The organism is Streptomyces sp. ID05-26A (genome assembly GCF_033794685.1).
In the GTDB taxonomy this organism is placed as follows: domain Bacteria; phylum Actinomycetota; class Actinomycetes; order Mycobacteriales; family Pseudonocardiaceae; genus Lentzea.
Genome location: NZ_JARAYZ010000006.1, coordinates 1 through 15,909, shown reverse-complemented (window position 1 = coordinate 15,909; position 15,909 = coordinate 1). Strand labels below are relative to the sequence as shown.

At 64.6% G+C, this 15,909-nt stretch carries 15 protein-coding genes; 9 read left to right on the top strand and 6 right to left on the bottom strand.

Annotation, left to right across the window (positions count from 1 at the left end; all coding sequences use genetic code 11):
• Positions 1-209: 209 nt before the first annotated feature.
• Positions 210-758: a ricin-type beta-trefoil lectin domain protein gene (locus PV646_RS37640; RefSeq protein WP_500347090.1), complete on the bottom strand. Its 549-nt coding sequence runs from the start codon at positions 756-758 to the stop codon at positions 210-212.
• Positions 759-1,761: 1,003 nt separating this feature from the next.
• Between PV646_RS37640 and PV646_RS37635 the strand changes: the two genes are divergently transcribed.
• From PV646_RS37635 to PV646_RS37620, 4 genes are all read left to right on the top strand, one after another.
• Positions 1,762-2,136: a hypothetical protein gene (locus PV646_RS37635; protein ID WP_500347089.1), complete on the top strand. Its 375-nt coding sequence runs from the start codon at positions 1,762-1,764 to the stop codon at positions 2,134-2,136.
• Between the two features lie 407 nt (positions 2,137-2,543).
• Complete coding sequence (locus PV646_RS37630; RefSeq protein ID WP_500347088.1) at positions 2,544-3,008, top strand: hypothetical protein; 465 nt, start codon at positions 2,544-2,546, stop codon at positions 3,006-3,008.
• 292 nt (positions 3,009-3,300) lie between these two features.
• On the top strand, positions 3,301-4,272 hold the full coding sequence (locus PV646_RS37625) for an aldo/keto reductase (RefSeq protein WP_500347087.1): 972 nt from the start codon (positions 3,301-3,303) through the stop codon (positions 4,270-4,272).
• A gap of 280 nt (positions 4,273-4,552) precedes the next feature.
• Positions 4,553-4,690, top strand: coding sequence for a hypothetical protein (locus PV646_RS37620; RefSeq protein WP_500347086.1), 138 nt, complete (start codon positions 4,553-4,555; stop codon positions 4,688-4,690).
• Positions 4,691-5,001: 311 nt separating this feature from the next.
• Here PV646_RS37620 and PV646_RS37615 read toward each other — a convergent pair whose 3' ends face one another.
• Positions 5,002-5,562, bottom strand: coding sequence for a hypothetical protein (locus PV646_RS37615; RefSeq protein ID WP_500347085.1), 561 nt, complete (start codon positions 5,560-5,562; stop codon positions 5,002-5,004).
• A gap of 992 nt (positions 5,563-6,554) precedes the next feature.
• Here PV646_RS37615 and PV646_RS37610 point away from each other — a divergent pair.
• From PV646_RS37610 to PV646_RS37590, 5 genes are all read left to right on the top strand, one after another.
• Positions 6,555-7,445 (top strand): aromatic prenyltransferase, encoded by an 891-nt coding sequence (locus PV646_RS37610; RefSeq protein ID WP_500347084.1) that lies wholly within the window; start codon positions 6,555-6,557, stop codon positions 7,443-7,445.
• 35 nt (positions 7,446-7,480) lie between these two features.
• Positions 7,481-8,269 (top strand): class II aldolase/adducin family protein, encoded by a 789-nt coding sequence (locus PV646_RS37605; RefSeq protein WP_500347083.1) that lies wholly within the window; start codon positions 7,481-7,483, stop codon positions 8,267-8,269.
• A complete protein-coding gene (locus tag PV646_RS37600) occupies positions 8,266-9,498 on the top strand; it encodes a cytochrome P450 (RefSeq protein ID WP_500347082.1) in 1,233 nt (410 codons plus the stop codon). Before PV646_RS37605 ends, PV646_RS37600 begins: the two co-directional genes overlap by 4 nt.
• Before the next feature lie 120 nt (positions 9,499-9,618).
• Positions 9,619-10,419, top strand: a complete 801-nt coding sequence (locus tag PV646_RS37595) for a class I SAM-dependent methyltransferase (protein WP_500347081.1) — start codon at positions 9,619-9,621, stop codon at positions 10,417-10,419.
• Between the two features lie 72 nt (positions 10,420-10,491).
• Entirely contained in the window at positions 10,492-11,733 is a 1,242-nt protein-coding gene (locus PV646_RS37590) for an extracellular solute-binding protein (RefSeq protein WP_500347080.1), read from the top strand.
• A gap of 140 nt (positions 11,734-11,873) precedes the next feature.
• Here PV646_RS37590 and PV646_RS37585 read toward each other — a convergent pair whose 3' ends face one another.
• The 4 genes from PV646_RS37585 to PV646_RS37570 all read right to left on the bottom strand — a co-directional run.
• Entirely contained in the window at positions 11,874-12,479 is a 606-nt protein-coding gene (locus tag PV646_RS37585; RefSeq protein ID WP_500347079.1) for a helix-turn-helix transcriptional regulator, read from the bottom strand.
• A 145-nt stretch (positions 12,480-12,624) separates the two neighbouring features.
• Positions 12,625-13,974: a DUF6924 domain-containing protein gene (locus PV646_RS37580; RefSeq protein ID WP_500347078.1), complete on the bottom strand. Its 1,350-nt coding sequence runs from the start codon at positions 13,972-13,974 to the stop codon at positions 12,625-12,627.
• 121 nt (positions 13,975-14,095) lie between these two features.
• Complete coding sequence (locus PV646_RS37575; RefSeq protein WP_285647536.1) at positions 14,096-14,503, bottom strand: hypothetical protein; 408 nt, start codon at positions 14,501-14,503, stop codon at positions 14,096-14,098.
• A gap of 146 nt (positions 14,504-14,649) precedes the next feature.
• Positions 14,650-15,909 (bottom strand): hypothetical protein (locus tag PV646_RS37570; RefSeq protein ID WP_500347077.1); only part of this gene is annotated, 1,260 nt, incomplete at its 5' end.

Sequence of the window (15,909 nt, the reverse complement as noted above, 5' to 3'; positions counted from 1 at the left end):
AGCGATGTTGCCGGACACCGAATCGCCGTGGTCCGGCATCTCGATCGAGATGCCGGACCACGGCGATCGGACGATCAGCACTTCGGGCTTTGCTTTCCGGGGGACGGCCTGCCGACTGGTAGGACAATCAGTTTCCGTTGCGGTGACAACGCCTGCGGTGCGTTCGCGTGATCTGTCGGCTGGTCGCGCCGATCCGATCAGGCGCGCGGTCAGCGCCGGGTGAGCTTCCACCGCTGCGCGTTGACGCCGCTTCCACACGTGCTTCCGAGGGAGGGGTGGTTGACGTCAAGGCAGGACCTGGCCCAGTTCGTCCTGTCGGTGAACGCCTGAAGTTTGACGTCCTGCCAGGAGGAGCCGACGCCGTCCCAGTAGATCTTGTTCGTGCCGTTGGCACCCTCGACGGCCATGTAGATGCCGCCCCAGGTGCCCAGCTGGTCGGCCCGGTAGTACGCGACCAGGTAGCGGTTCGTCGCGTGGTGGCGGATGGTCACCTGGTCGTAGCCGTTCGGGGTGTTGCCGGTCGTGTTGAGAATCCAGCTCTGTTCCGCGTCGGTCCAGTTCCAGTTGCAGCCGGACAGTCGCAGGACGCTGCCGTTGCTGGCGAGACACATCCCCGGTCGGTCGATGCTCTCGATGCGGTTCTCTCCGAGGTAGACGGCGGAGGCAGACGGTGCGACCAGCGTTGAGGCGAACAGTGCTGCGAACGCGAGGGTCGCGGTCTTGATGAAGCGACGGGCGGTGAATCGGTTGGTCGTCATTTTGACTCCCGCAAGCAAGGCGCGGACAGGGTGGGGGTGATCGGGACTGTTGAGGTTCCCTTAGTGCGGAGGAAAGGTAGCTCGAACGTGTCGGCTCAGAGCAGTGCAGGTTGCTTCAGAGCATCAAACGTGTAGCTCCTTGTGCCCGAACACCTCTCGGCTGGACACGTTGGTGTGAACACGGTCCACGCTTAGGTGTTTAGGCAAGGTGTTGGTACGTAGGCATGTTCAGGGCGCTGCCGCGTGTTCCGCGCGGTCTCTGACCAGGCACGGACTCGCCTGAGGCGGGTGACTGTCTGCCTGGGACGCCTGCAAAGGTCGTTCAGCGCTGACGTCAGCGGAACGACGAGGATGTGCGGACTGCCTTGCCCACCACGAAACCTGGCGCGGGTGGGAGCGTGTTCCCAAGCGAAGGAAGCTTTTCGGAACGCAGAGGGGCCAGAACGCTTGTCCCCGCTGGCAAAGCGCCATCAAGGTGTCGTGGTTTGCTGCCGCAACACCAGTCTTGGCCGCTGTGGGAGCGCGTTCGCGCCAGTTGGCCGGACGTCCAGCGACCGTCCGATTTCACGGGGCCGTCTCGGTGCTGGGGCCGATGTTCGGAGGCTGCGAGCCGATTCGGCAGGTTTCGCGCGGTTTGTTCGTAGGCCGGGATGCTGTCACGGGTGCGCGGGACGCCGACACGGGCCGCGAGCACAAGGACCGCGAGCACAAGGACCGCGAGCACACGGGGCCGGTCGTGAGCTCTGCCTACTCGTCTCCGGGAACACCACCCGGCCGCCACCAGGTCTGCCGTCCGCGGGCGTCATCGGCACCGCGTCAAGGTGAAGCCGCGCGACTCCTGGCGATCGCCTGGACGCAGCGTGGCAACCTGGCGGCCGTCCCCTCGCGGAGCGGGTGTAAAAGTGCATTTCTCGGGGGTGTAAAGACACAATCGTGCGCTTGAACTGAATGTGCGCTGAGGAGATCGTTGTACGCTCGCCTGGAATGATTCAGTGATACCACTATGCTGAGGAGCATCGACTTGCGGGCAAGGAAATCGAAAAGGGTTGCCGTCACCGGCATCCTCGCGGCCGTCCTGGTCATCGCGACCGCCTCGCCGGCCTTCGCGCTGTCCAGGGTGGGCTGCGGCGATGTCAGTGATGGCGCCTTCGGTACCAAGTGGTTCCGGATCTACGAGAAGTTCCAACGCTACCCGAAAATGTGCTTCAAAGACCGCGGCGAGTTGAACGTCTGGATCACCGACATCGACCAGATCTCCACCGGGAACAACGACGGCTGGTTTGAGGAGTACGGCGGCAAGCGGACGTACTTCGGTCACTACCAGAACTTCTTCCTCGGTGGCGGAGGAAAGATCACCAAGATGCACTTCGGTCCCTGATTCGTGAGGGACGACTCTTCGTACGCGTTGTGGACGCCGAACCGCCCGCTGGTGACGTGGGCGGTTCGGCGTCGCTTTGCGTCGCAACAACAGCCACGCAACGGCTTGAGCCATGGCCGCTCGTGGTCGTCGGCGGGTGTGTTTGGGCAGGGCGGCGGTCTTTTCGTCCTGTGGTGGCGGGTTTGGGTTGCGGGGGAACGGTCTGGTGGGTGTGCTGGCCCTGTGCTGTGTCGTTCGCGTGCGGGTACCGGAGCGAGTCGGCGGCGCCTGGGTCCCGCTCACGCTTCCGCCGGGTTTCTCCGCCGAATACTTGTTCGGTGGCGTCGGAGACGTAAGGCGATGTTCGCGAGCAACGCGATGTTCGCGAACATCACTGGTGACGTGGTGAAGGGCGAGGACGGACGACCATGAGCGGCAAAATCACGGGCACCGGCGGTTCTGGCAGCGCCGGTGGTGATCCGGCGGGCGGATCGGGGTTCGTGGACCTCGGCCCTGGGAGCGGTGAACTCTCGGTCGACACGGAAAGCATGTTGCGTGGTGCCGGAGCGGTCGATGGCGTCGCAATCGGCCTCGCCGCGCTGAGCCACGAGCTGAAGGCGCTCATCACCTACAAGCCGGTAAGCGGAGCGTCCAAGTCATGGGACTCGTTCTATTCCAACGGCTTCGGACCGTCGCTGAAGGATCTCTCGACATTCGTCTCGAACGCCGCAATCGGTATGCGCGGCTTCGCTGATGGAGTTCGCGACTACACCACTTTTTGCAGCACCGCCGAGGAAAACGCCACACACCTTGCGCATGGCGCCCTGACGCGCAACGACAGGAACACCGGTCCGCAACAGCCACCAGCCGAACGCGCCCCTGTCAGCCCGTAGATCAGTGGCGACGACACCCTGTGCGTGACACGAGCGCAGCAGTCGAAGTTGCCGCCGCCTGCGCTACGGGCCTCCGTGCCCGGATCTGCGGCTCGGCCGCGTCCGCGATCGAGCCCTCTGCCGCTGAGATCGCGTCGGCGGTCAGCGCCCGCGAGACGGTGGATCTCCGTCCGGTTGTCCGCGGTGCGTCGAACCCTTGAAGGTCCTCTCATGCGTGGGAGGGACACTGGCGGTCACCGATGAAGCACGGCTGTCCCCCTGGTTCCGCCAACCCGCGTTGTGGAGGCATTCCATGAAGTACACCAAGCTCGGTGCGTCTGGACTTGAGGTCTCCCGACTCTGCCTCGGCTGTCTGAGCTACGGTGCGCCCGAGCGAGGCGACCACAACTGGTCGATGGACTACGACGAGGCGCTGCCGTTCTTCAAGCAGGCAGTTGAACTCGGCATCAACTTCTTCGACACGGCCAACGTCTACTCGGACGGCACATCGGAGGAGATCACCGGCCGTGCCCTGAAGGAGCTCGCCCGGCGCGACGAGGTCGTGATCGCCACGAAGGTCCACGGACGCATGGCGGCCGGACCGAACGGCGCTGGACTGTCACGCAAGGCGATCTTCGCCGAAATCGATCACTCGCTGCGGCGACTGGGTACGGATCACGTGGACCTGTACCAGATTCACCGGCTGGACGAGTCAGTGAATCTGGAGGAGACGCTTGAGGCACTGCACGATCTGGTGAAGGCGGGCAAAGCGCGGTACATCGGAGCGTCGTCGATGTTCGCCTGGCAGTTCGCGAAGGCGGTGTACACGCAGAGGTTGCACGGGTGGACGCAGTTCGTCTCCATGCAGAACCACTACAACCTGATCTACCGCGAAGAGGAACGGGAGATGCTGCCGCTCTGCGCCGACCTGAACGTGGGCGTCGTTCCGTGGAGTCCTCTCGCACGCGGTCGGCTCACCCGCGACTGGAACGCCACGACGACCCGGTCCGAGGGCGACGAGACCGCCCTGCGCCTCTATTCGGACTCGGACGCGAACATCGTCTCTTCGGTCGCGGCTCTGGCGTCCGAGCGCGGGCTGCCGCGCGCCCAGGTCGCGCTCGCGTGGCTGCTACGCAACCCGGTCATCACGGCACCGATCGTGGGCGCGACGAAGCCGCATCACCTCCTGGACGCCGTCGCGGCCCTGGACGTGTCTCTGTCGGACGACGAAGCGGCCGGCTTGGAGTCAGGCTACGTTCCTCACGCCATCAGCGGGCACTCCTGAGTCGAGGCGTGCCGGCGGCGTCGCGTTGACGTGAGCGGGCGTATTCGAGGAAAGTCCGGCGGCCGGCCTCGACGTCACGAACAGAACCTCCCGCAAACATATGCCGACCACGTCGTCAAGACTCAGGTTCAAGAAATGTCCAGATGTGCAGGGATGTTATCCCCGGCGGTGTGGAATACTTCACAAAGTCACCTAAGGAAGTATTAAATACTTGAGCGATGGAGGCATTCCTACTCTTGTGAGTTCGCTCCTTCACCCTGATGATCATTCGGAGGATGACATGAAGCGTATTCGTGCTCGAATTGTTGCGGTGATGGTGTCGGCGGCGGCCGTCGGCGCGCTGGGCCTGGCATCCACGGTGGCAGCCTCCGGTCAGTTGGCCGGCGGCTGGTGCCCTTACAACTCCTGCCCCAAGTAGTGGCCGGGGTGGTGCGCGGCGCCCCTCCGCGCACCACCCGCCACCTCTGTCCACGATCCCTCCGTACAACCAAATATCCCCTACGGGTACGCATCGCCTCATTGCCAAATGCAGTGAGGCGATTTTGGTTTGCGAGTGCTTTGCGGGCCGCGCCGGTCGTTCTGCTTGCGTCGGATGACAGGCAGCGGCACGGCATTGCTTGCCCGGGGCAAGGACCTGAGTGGAGCTGTCGACATAGCTGATGTCACGCCAAGAGCCGCTTCACGACAATGGTGGTCGTGAAGCGGCTCTCAAGCTTTGTGTCGATCTGTTTAGATGCTCAGATCCCAATACTGTCCGGCGTCAGCGCTGTTGAAGTCCGATGCCACGGCGGTAGCCGAGTTGTACGATTTGATGGCGAGGCCAGGAGAGTTGAAGCCAGTCGCATCCTGATGGGAAGACATCAGCTGGACATTTCGCCACGTCGTGCCGACGCCGTCGATCTTCGAAAGGTAGCTGCTGCCGGCCGTGTCGGTGTACAGCAGCCCGCCGGTCGGGTTCATCGTGCCGGAAGAGCTGTACCGCCGCTGGACGATGAAGAGCCTGGTTGCCTCGTTCTGGATTCGGATCTGGTCGTGCCCGTTGTAGCCCGTCCCATAGCCGACCCTCGTGATGATCCACTGGTGGTGGAGGTTCCCCGAGTTGCAGGGAAGCAGATAGACGTCACCGTTGTAGTTGCTGTCGAGGCATTGGCCAGGGAACTGCTTGCTCCGGATCATCGTCCTGTCCCAGGCCAGAGCGGACGGGGTGACGAGCGTCAACGCCAGCAGAGGCGTGATGACGAGGGCGAGAACGCGGAGCAGTCTGACGAAAGGCGGTCGCTGACGCTTCATGGCGGACTCCGGGGGCGGGCGGGGTGGGTGATGTTCTCTTAGGTCTTCCTTAAGCTGTGGTAGGGAACAGTAGGTGCGTTGTGGGCACTGTTGCCCAGTCGCCGTGGAATAGAGGAGCAAAGGGAAGGGGCTGCTACCCCTTCTGTTCTACTAGCTTGCACTCCGGCACTCGATGGCTCATAGGCGTCTGGCGGCAGGCACTGCTCGACCTGTCCGTCGACATCGCGACCGCGGTCGTACAAGGAACGACCGTCGATGACAGGGGTGAAGTCGTTGTCCGCCAACAGTAGAGCGGCTCGCATCACTCGGGTCAGTCCACATCGGACAAGCCTCGTCAGGCGATGAACCGGCCCCTCCGGCCGTCGCGGCTTGAGGCTGTTCATGGCGGCTTGCCGGCGCACCAGCTTCCCCGACCGGCTTGGCTCAACCTCGGGGTGGAGCGCCGGCGCCGAACGCGAGGTCGCTCGCAGGTCGACCCAGTGCGGGCGACGCCTCGGACTCGCTGTCCGAACGACGCATCCGCCTGCCCGCGCACTTACCGCACACGATGCGTCGCTGGTCAACCCCGCAGCGCAAGATCTCCCGTGTCGAACGTGGCCGGAAAGGCATATCTGTCGTCCCTTTTGGGCACATGTTTCGCTGTGGGCACGCATAAGCCCAGCTGGCCGCACGCGAGCAAGTCCCACAAGGCGACTCGCCCGGCGTCTGACGACCGTCATGCCGCGCGGCCTGGGAGCAGGCGATTCTACTGTCGGCGACGATCTTCGATGAAATCGTTTACGCACGAACAGGCTCCTGTTACGCCTGTTTGAGGCACTCTTGAGGCTGCCTTGATTTCGCCGGGATGGCAGGCGTAGACAGTTGCTTGCGCACACACAAGTGTTTGCCCGTCCGCCTCCAGCATGAGGACCTCAGCTCTCCCCCATCACACGGCGATCCGGGTGATCGCGCGGTTCAGCGCACCCTGAAGCACGTACCTGAAAGGACCCGTTGTGGACGAATCACGCACTCCCACCGCCAAGGACTTTCAACGGGATCTCAGCGCCGCCGCGGTCTTGACGGGCGCGCCGTACGACGCGGAAACAGCATTGGCGGCGTTCGCGGCGTTCCCCGAGCCGTTCCACACAGGATCGGTTCTGTGGCGCAGCACCGACCAGCCGAACGCGCCGCTGTCGTATCGGGTGTTCCCCTCGGAGCCTGTCGACACCATCGAACGTGCCGTCGCGGGTGGGCTTCTGCCGGCCGATCACGCGCTGCTCCCGCTCGCCCGGTCCTGGGCGGAGCTGTACGACGGCAGGACGCTGCACTCGTGCTCGTTCGACTCCGACTTCGGTTTGGCGAAGACCTGGTTCTACTTCGGCACCAAGCGCCCGCATGACGAGATCCTGGACGCACCCGGTGTGCCGGTCCCGCTGGTCGCGCGAATCGGGGACTTCGCAGCGACGGGCCTGCGCCACATCAGCTTCGCCGCGGTCGACTGGCGGGCCGGGTCCGTGGTGCTGGACTTCGACATCGACGGTCCACTGTCCCGTGTGGACCTCGACCGGTACACCGCGATGGCCGGTGCCGCCGATGTTCCCGACGACCTCGCCGAGATCGTTGTGAAGCACATCTCGCGCGACTACTGCGTCGCTCTCGCCCTCACAGCGGCCGAAGGCGATGCCTTCGATGTCGGGTTCTCCGTGCTGGACGTTCCCGTGAGTGCGCTCCCACGCCTGCCTGAACGACTGACGAGGTTCTTCGGTGACCTTCCGGTCGGGTCGAACGAGTTCAGCGTCCTCGGCTGGTCGTTCGGTCGCCGAGGTTCCTATGTCAAGGCGGAACGGCAGTACCGAGGCGACATCCGGACCCTGCTCGAGATGTGGGCGAAGCACACCAACTGACGTTCGACGAGTGGACAGGTGCAAAGGGGATGACCATGACCAAGAGCACGCAGCCGGCTGACAACCAGTTCCAGCCGCAGAGGTCGTTCGACGACGCCGCACAGGCCCGCGTCTACCTGAAGTCCCGGTTGTGCGGTGCCTTCTGGCACTTCGCGAGCCTGGGGTTCGACGAGGGCATCGCCGGAATCGTCACCGTGCGTGACCCTGAGGACGTCAACACCTTCTGGACCAATCCGATCACGGTGCCGTTCGCGCACATGACCCCGGACCAGCTCATCCGCGTCGACGGAGCCACCGGACTCACAGTGGAAGGTGAAGGTGTCGTCAACCTTCCCGCGTTCTCAATCCACGCCGAGATTCACGCCGCCCGACCCGACACGCAAGCGGCCATCCACCTGCACACGACCTACGGCCGCGCCTATTCGAGTCTCGGCAAACTGCTCGAACCCATCACGCAGGACCACACCGCGTTCTTCGAGGACCACGCGATCTTCGACGACTTCACGGGCATCGTGTTCGACCGTGTCGAAGGCAAGCAGATCGCGGCGGCTCTCGGCGACTGCAAGGGCGTGATCCTCCAGAACCACGGGCTGGTGGCCGTGGCGGAGACGCTCGACGCCGCCGTGTGGTGGTTCACGATCTTCGATACATGCTGTCACATCAGCCTTCTCGCGGAGGCCGCCGGGAACCCGGTTCCGCTCGACGACGATGTCGCCCGGCTCACCGCCGAACAGATCGGCAATCACCAGGTGGGGTACGCCAGCGCCCAGCGCCTGCTCGCCCGCGCCGTCGGAGCCAGAACCAACATCGGAGACCGTTCATGACCACGGACCACGCACTGGCCACAGGACTGTTTTCCCTCAGCAACCCGCAACTCATCGTGGACCCGTACCCGACCTACACGGCGCTACGCCGCAACGATCCCGTTCATCAGTCCTCAATGTACGGTGGCTCCTGGGTCATCTTCTCCTACGACGACGTCACCGCGTTGCTCAGGGACCCTCGGCTGACGAACAACCGGGCGACGCTTCCCATCAAAGCGCTTCCAGCGGAACAGCAACAAGAGTTCGCCGACATCGTGCCTGTTCTGACTCGGTGGGTTGCCTTCTTCGACGGCCATGATCACCATGTTCGCCGCCAGCACATGAACGCGGTGTGCGACCTGTACTCCAGGGACGTGCTCGTCCCGGTCATCCAGAACGCGATCGACACACTCCTGGACAGGTGGACCGGACGGCACGACCTCGTCCAGGATTTTGCACGCCCGCTTCCGGCGATGGTAATCACCAAACTGCTGGGCGCCTCGGACAACGACCACGTGCAGCTCGCCGAGTGGTCCGACGACATCGCGTACCTGTTCGGAGCCAGCAACCTGACCGTGGAGGACCTGAGACGGGGTCAGCGCGCGATCCACGACTTCGCCGAGTACCTGCTTGAGCACACGGTCAACGCGATGCGCGCCCACCACCCGACGATGATCACCAGACTCGCCGAGGAGGACACCGACGGCTTCCGGTTCGTGCTCAACGAAGCCTGCGCCCAGGGGATGTTGCTGATGTTCGCCGGTCTGGAGCCGATGCGCTACCTCCTCGGCAACGCGGTGTGGTCGCTGGAGTCCCACCCCGAACAGCGGCATCTGATCACGGAGAACGACCGGACTCTGCATCGCGCGGTGGAAGAGTTCCTTCGCTACGACGGGCCGGTCCAGTACATCGGACGCATGGCTGCGGAGGACTTCACCTACAAGGGCCACCGGATCGAGGCCGGGCAACCAGTGCTCCTCTACGTGGGCGCGGCCAACCGGGACGAGCACCACTTCCGCGATCCGGACACGCTGGATCTCACTCGCCATCCCAATCCGCACCTGTCGTTCGGTCGTGGGGCGCACAACTGCATCGGCGGCACGTTGGTCCGCACGCAGACAGCGATGGCGTTGCGCGCCCTGGCGACGCGATTCCCCGCGTTGCACGTGGTGCGGGAGGTTTCTCCCGTCTACAACACGAACCTGGGGTTCCGGGGGTTCAGCTCTCTCACCGTCCACACCGGACTGTGAACTGACGCCTGTGTGACGCTCGGGCCGGCGGGCCGAGACCAGTGCCGTCTGCACCATGTGTGCTTCCGCTCGACGTGAAGCCCGCTCCACTGCCAGGAACTCGCACTCCCAGGAGGCCTGATGAGCACCTTCAACCCGTTGCTGACGTACGACGCCGCGTCGGTGAACTATCTCGACGTCCGTGAACGAGTCGCACCGTTCTGCCTCGACGAGGTCGTCTCGGAACTGCGGTTGCGGCCAGAGGATCGAGTGCTGGACATCGCTTGCGGCCCTGGGGGAGTGGCGTTGCGCGCCGCACGGCAGGTCCCCGGCGGCAAGGTCATCGGATGCGACATCTCCGCGCAGATGTTGCGACTGGCCAGGAGCCGTGCCGAGGAGCTCGGCATGGAGAACGTGACGTTCGAGCACGCCGACATGAACCGGCTTCCCTACGAGGCGGGCTCCTTCGACGCGGTCGCGTGCAGTCTGGGGATCTTCTTCGCCGATGACATCGCCGCCGCGCTGAACACGGCCTGGAGACTGGTGAGGCCGGGCGGCCGGCTCGTCGTGGCGACCATCGGGAGGAACATGTTCGCTCCCGTGTCCGATCGCTTTCTCGACCTCGCCCAGACCCACCAGCACGACCTGGCCGTCGACCTGCCGTGGTGGCGAACGAGTGACATCAGCCGGATTCACGCCCTGCTGGCCGAAGCCGGGGTGACGGGAGCTCGCATCACCCACCACGACTACGTAACGCGACTACCACAGCTGGACGACTGGTGGCAACTCATGCTGGGCAGCGGCTTTCGTAACATCGCCATGCGGATGAGCGAAGATTCACTCAAGCTGATCCGGACGGAGGTGGACGAGTGGATGCGGCTCAATGACATCAACTCGCTGACGACCGGCATCAACTACATCACCTGCACCCGCACCGAGTAAGCGCGCGAACGACATGGAGCAGAGAGGACCAGCGCCTTGTCCCTTCGTCAACTGATCAAACGTACAAGCGCATTGGCCTTCGCAGCCGCGATAGGGCTCAGCGGCTGCACCGGTGGCGGTGACGACGGCGGTGGCGAGATCACCCTCACCGTCGCGACGTTCGGTGACTTCGGGTACAAGGAGTTGTACCGGCAGTACGAGGACGCGCATCCCGGAATCAAGATCCAAGAGCGGGTGTCCGACTTCGAGTCACACCATCGGGGACTGGCTCCCGCCCTGGCCGCAGGACGAGGTGCGGCGGACATCGTCGCGCTCGAAGAGCAGTACATGCCGCAGTTCCGGGCGTCCAAGGACAAGTTCGCGAACCTCGCCGACTACGGCGCGACCGAGCTCAAGTCCCAATGGGTGCCGTGGAAGTGGGAGCAGGGCGTCACCGACAACGGCAGTTTCGTCATGGGCCTGGGCACGGACATCGGCAGTCTCGCGATGTGCTACCGCCGGGACCTGTTCGAGAAGGCCGGACTGCCCACGGACCGCACGCAGGTGTCCGCACTCTGGCCGACCTGGGAGGACTACGCGAGCACCGCTGACCGTTTCAGCGCTGCCACCCCCGACGTCAAGTTCGCGGACTCCGCGGGCAACATCTACGCGGCCATCCTCAACCAGGCCGACGAGAGCTTCTTCTCCCGTTCGGACGACGCCTTCATCGCCGACAGCAACGCCAATCTGAAGCGAGCCTTCGACATCGGAGGTGCGATCGGTGCGAAGGGACAGACGGCGAAAGTCTCGGCGTTCACCCAGCCGTGGTCGGTCGCGATCAAGCAGGGCTCGTTCGCGACGATGACGTGTCCCGCGTGGATGCTGAACCTGATCAAGGAGGCCAGCGGCGAGGAGAACACGGGCAAGTGGGACGTGGCGACCGTGCCGGGCAACAGCGGTAACTGGGGAGGATCGTTCCTGACGCTGCCCAAGCAGGGAAGGCACTTGCGCGAGGCGTACGACCTCGCCCAATGGCTGACCGCGCCGGAACAGCAGAAGAAGGTGTTCCTCGCGGCGGGAAGTCTGCCCAGCTCGCCCAAGGCCTACACCGATTCCGAGGTGCTCGGCAAGAAGGACGCGTACTTCAGCGACGCACCGGTCGGCGAGATTTTCGCGGGCTCCGCGGACAGCCTGCGGCCAAACTATCGAGGCGTCCAGGACGCGAAGGCGAGGCCCAAGTTCGGCGAGGCGCTGGGCAGGGTGGAAGAAGGCAAGCAAAGCGTCGCGGACGCGTGGACGATCGCGGTGGCCGAAGCGAGGGATGCGACGAAGTAGCCAAGGCCGAACGCGGCCCCAGCCTGGCCGGTCACCGCTCGTCGGTGCTCGCGCCAGTCGCGTGGTCGTGAGTGGTCATGGATGCCGGGCCAGGTGGCGAAGGACGAACGAGGTGCCACCCGGTCCCGCATCGGAGCCGCTCAGGTCACCAGACCTGCTCGCATGGCCACCGCGACGATCCCGGCGCGATCACCGACCAGCAGTTTCCGTCCGATTCTCGTCATGTGCGACTTGACCGTGAGACTGGAGAGCCGCAGCTCGGCGCCGATGTCCGCATTGGTCATTCCCTCGGCGACCAGCCGGACCACCTCGACCTCCCTGGCACTCAACACGTCGGGACCTGCCGCGTCCCGGACCGGCTGAGGCGCCGAGGCGACCGGCGCCGCCGGGTTGACCAGCCACCCGTCGGCACCCGCCCTCACCGCGAAGCGAAGTTCGGCCGGCCTCTTGCCGGAGGTCATCGCGATGACACTGGACCAGCCACGGCCTTTCAGCAGACCCAGCGCGTGATAGGCGCGGTGCGACAGATCGACCACCGCCACATCTCCAGCGGGGACATGGTCTGCGAGCCGCATCATCTCTGTGACGTCTTCCGCCTCGTAGACGATGTCCACGCCCATCGATACGAAACGCCTGACCATCGCGTTTCTCAGCGCTTCATCAAAAACGGCGAGCAACGCGCTGCCTGCCCGAGCCGCGCGTTGTCCGGCGGCCTGCCTCAGGTTCTGGTTGCACGTGAATGACATCGAGCGGACTCATCTCCTCTTGACCGGATCGCCGCGCCACTCGCTGCGAGAACTGCTCGGCACACCGAGCGGCCATGCCTGACCAGCGACGGGAACCAGGTGAGGCGTGGGAAGGTGTTCCGTCCACACGCCGTCTTCCCGGTCGTCATCCTGGATGATCTGTCATGGCAGGTTCGTCGACCTCGTCCAGAAACGGGTGCACGATGTCGTCATCGTCCGCGGCGTCGGCGAAGTCCTCCCAGTCCATGTTGGACAGTGACAGGTTGTTCTCGATCTCCTGGATGGCGGCGGGCACCGCTCGCAGCGTTTTGCCTCGGTCGTCCTCGTTCAGAGCGATCACCAGCACCGATCGCTGAGGACACGTCATCGTCCGTTTGTCGGCGACGACCAGAACGGCCCATGACGAGCCTTCGGGAACAAGCTCGGTCAACTGAGCCGCGGACAGGCCCGCGAAGGCGACATCGTTCACGACGTCCACATCGGCGTGGAACACCTCACCGGCCACCAGGTGGCGCGGCGCCAGCACGGCGTCGCGGACGGCGATCCAGTCCTCGTCGCTGACGAAGTCGGTACGAACCAGCGGCACCGACTCCAGTTCTGGCAGCAAGAGTCCGGCAGCGGTCGCCGACAACCGCTCCGGGAATCTGCTGTCCTCTTGGGACTGGAGACGCGTCGACGCCGAGCCGAAGCCGGGATGGTCGCGCAGGTACCCGTTGCGCCACATGATCTCGCCGGCGGCGTCGAGCAACTCCACGTCGCCGCAGTCCCGCACGACGAGCTGCTGGGGACGAAACGGGTGCGAGAGCGAACTCAGGTCGTGCCACGGCTTGCGGACGCCCCAGAGGTCAAGGCCGTCGAACGTGCCGTCCCACCGGAGGAAGAGGCCGTCGGCCTCCAGCACGAGCCTCGTGACGAACGCGTTCGGATAGGTAGGCGCAACCGGACGGGACCAGGAGGTGACCAGCCCGTTCGGTCCGTGGAGGAAGGTACCGGCGTGCTGACGGTCGTGAACCAGCACGTACTTTCCGTTGGGGGAGGTCAGGCTTTGATCGCCCAGGCATTGTCCGACGAGCAGGCGGTCACCGCGCCCGACGGGGAACGGCGGCGGTGTGATCTCCTGCTGGGTCGTGCCGGTGGACCAGACGACCTCGTCGCGAGCGTTCACCAGGACGACGTCGCCATCGCCGCGGACTTCGAGGAGATCAGCGCCGAGGCCGGCGGTATTCGTGGCCCACAACGGAACGCCGTTCTCGTCGTGTGCCACCAGGTTGCCGTCGGCCTGCAGGGCGACGTCGCTGACGCCAGTCCCGCGCGGCCATTCCCCCCGCCGTGTGGGAGACGGCGTGACAGACCACCACAGCGGCTTCCGGTCGTGGTTGCGAAAGAGGATCAGATCCTCGAACCCGAAGTGTTTCAGCGTGAAGGCGTCGTTGAGCGAGGTCAACGACTGGCGTCGCAGACCTTCGCCGAGAGTCAACCGGTGCCCGCCGGTCATGGAACTCCTTGTCACGTCAGGAACGCGTGGGACGAGGCGGAGCGAGCGTCACGAACCGCTCCGTCTCTCACGCTCGCGGCCGGCGTACGTCCGCGTGGTGCCGAAGAGGAGAAGCGCCGACTCATCCGGCGTTGCAGGTCGGCGTGCCGGAGAACCACTGGAGGCTGTAGACGAAGAGCCTTCCGCTGTCGCGGCTCCACACCCTGACGCAGGGCTGGCTGCCACCCGAGCCGTAGGACGCGATCTTCTGGAACGGGTTGACCTGGTTGCCGGCCCAGATCTCGAACAGGACAGGACCGCGTCGCACCGACTGGCAGGTTCCGGGTTTCGCCACGGCCCCGATGTCGTAGGAGTTGCTGCCTCTGACAAAGACGATCGCGGCGGTCACGTCACTGCCGCGAACAGCGCAGACGCGGTACTCCACCGTCGGCGCCGCGGTCGCGGGCAGACCGCTCGACAGCGTGAGTCCGCCCGCAACGCACAGCACCGCGGCGAGGCCTTTCAAGAAGGACGTGAATCGGTGACTCATCGACAGCCTTTCGTCATGTGGACCTCTGTGTCGTGGCCCTGGTGACAGTCTTGCGGTCACCAGAAACGACGCCAAGCAATTGTGCGCTGAGGTACCGGAAGGTCTGCCCGGTTCCCCTGGGCCGGAACGGTGAGGACCGATTCTGCTCACGAAAGAGCGGAAGGATTCGCGGCCAGCGGACGATACGTGTACCTCAGGCGGTTCCCCATTCTGCTGGACGTGCGCAGCATGTTCCATATTGTCGTACTCGACGGCTCTGCCAGCTCACGTAGGAATCGTGGGCTACCGAGGAGCTCCGCTCTCGCCGCAGGGGTGAGGTTCACGAGTCCGAGCCGGAGAAGCCGTGACGTCAGTGAAGATCCGGAAGGCGAGTTGAGGCCGAAGGCCGGCGAGCCCGGGGTGTCGAACAGGCCGTCCGAACCGTTCTCCCGCAGGAATCGATCGATGGCGTTCAGGGTTGAGACGAGCATTTCAGGGGTCATGGCTCTGCTGTCTGGACGCCATTCGACTCCTCCGGAAGGAGAACCCGCGACCGCATTTGTTCGCGTGGTGCGTTCCGAACTGACGAACAGGCTGCTGGTCAGCAGCATGTCGGAGACGAGCGAGCTGACATCGGCTCTGACCGCCGCGTCGCTCCCGGCGAGGGTCTCGTCAAGTGAGCGGAGCGAAGCCTCCACTCCAGGTGGAAGGGGCTGGTACTCGAACGTCGCCCTCAGTTCGATGAGCAACGGGACGTAGGAGTTCTGGCCCGCCAGATCCCGTGCCTGGCGTGACAGCGCGACCAGTTCCGATGGCGAGGCCGTGAGATGGGAATGCGGCAGGAGCGCGAGCAGAACGCCGTCCACCGCCTGCTCCTGCTGGGTCGCGCCGGCCGCGTCCACCCGGATAGCGACGTTGTCCGCTGCCGATCCGGGATCGGTCAGGGTCAGCACCTTGATGCGCACCTTGCCCGTTTTCTCCGCCGCGTGCAGCTTCTTGCTCTCGCTCTTCATTTCGTGCTCCAGCATGGTGCGCACGAATCGGAGCTGCCGTTTGTCGGCACCGCTCACGGTGAGCGTGTGAACGGGCTTTCCCTGCTGATGCCGGGTGGTTTCAAAACGAACGGCCCAGCGTGCGAAGGAACGAATCCTGGCGGTGTCCGTCGCGGAAATGGCAGTGCTCGACGCATGGTTGACCGAAAGCGTCAGCGAAACCGCCTCAGGTGTGCTGTCGGAATCTTGCCGCTGGTTCTTCTGCGCAGCCGTCGCGGTTTCTCTGGCCGCACCTGTGGCGGAGGTTTCTCCGTGGTCGGGGTTGGGGATGGTACGGGGTGCGGCGCCGCCGGGGAGTCCGCGTGTGCGTCGGACGCTGTACTTTTTGGTGAGTTCTTTGGCGAGTGCGGTGGCGTGGGTTTCTCGGTCGGCTTC

Bases quoted from the DNA above. Each gene is read 5' to 3' on its own strand.
- PV646_RS37640 (WP_500347090.1), bottom strand. From the start codon at position 758: ATGACGACCAACCGATTCACCGCCCGTCGCTTCATCAAGACCGCGACC.
- PV646_RS37635 (WP_500347089.1), top strand. From the start codon at position 1,762: ATGCTGAGGAGCATCGACTTGCGGGCAAGGAAATCGAAAAGGGTTGCC.
- PV646_RS37630 (WP_500347088.1), top strand. From the start codon at position 2,544: ATGAGCGGCAAAATCACGGGCACCGGCGGTTCTGGCAGCGCCGGTGGT.
- PV646_RS37625 (WP_500347087.1), top strand. From the start codon at position 3,301: ATGAAGTACACCAAGCTCGGTGCGTCTGGACTTGAGGTCTCCCGACTC.
- PV646_RS37620 (WP_500347086.1), top strand. From the start codon at position 4,553: ATGAAGCGTATTCGTGCTCGAATTGTTGCGGTGATGGTGTCGGCGGCG.
- PV646_RS37615 (WP_500347085.1), bottom strand. From the start codon at position 5,562: ATGAAGCGTCAGCGACCGCCTTTCGTCAGACTGCTCCGCGTTCTCGCC.
- PV646_RS37605 (WP_500347083.1), top strand. From the start codon at position 7,481: ATGACCAAGAGCACGCAGCCGGCTGACAACCAGTTCCAGCCGCAGAGG.
- PV646_RS37600 (WP_500347082.1), top strand. From the start codon at position 8,266: ATGACCACGGACCACGCACTGGCCACAGGACTGTTTTCCCTCAGCAAC.
- PV646_RS37595 (WP_500347081.1), top strand. From the start codon at position 9,619: ATGAGCACCTTCAACCCGTTGCTGACGTACGACGCCGCGTCGGTGAAC.
- PV646_RS37585 (WP_500347079.1), bottom strand. From the start codon at position 12,479: ATGTCATTCACGTGCAACCAGAACCTGAGGCAGGCCGCCGGACAACGC.
- PV646_RS37580 (WP_500347078.1), bottom strand. From the start codon at position 13,974: ATGACCGGCGGGCACCGGTTGACTCTCGGCGAAGGTCTGCGACGCCAG.
- PV646_RS37575 (WP_285647536.1), bottom strand. From the start codon at position 14,503: ATGAGTCACCGATTCACGTCCTTCTTGAAAGGCCTCGCCGCGGTGCTG.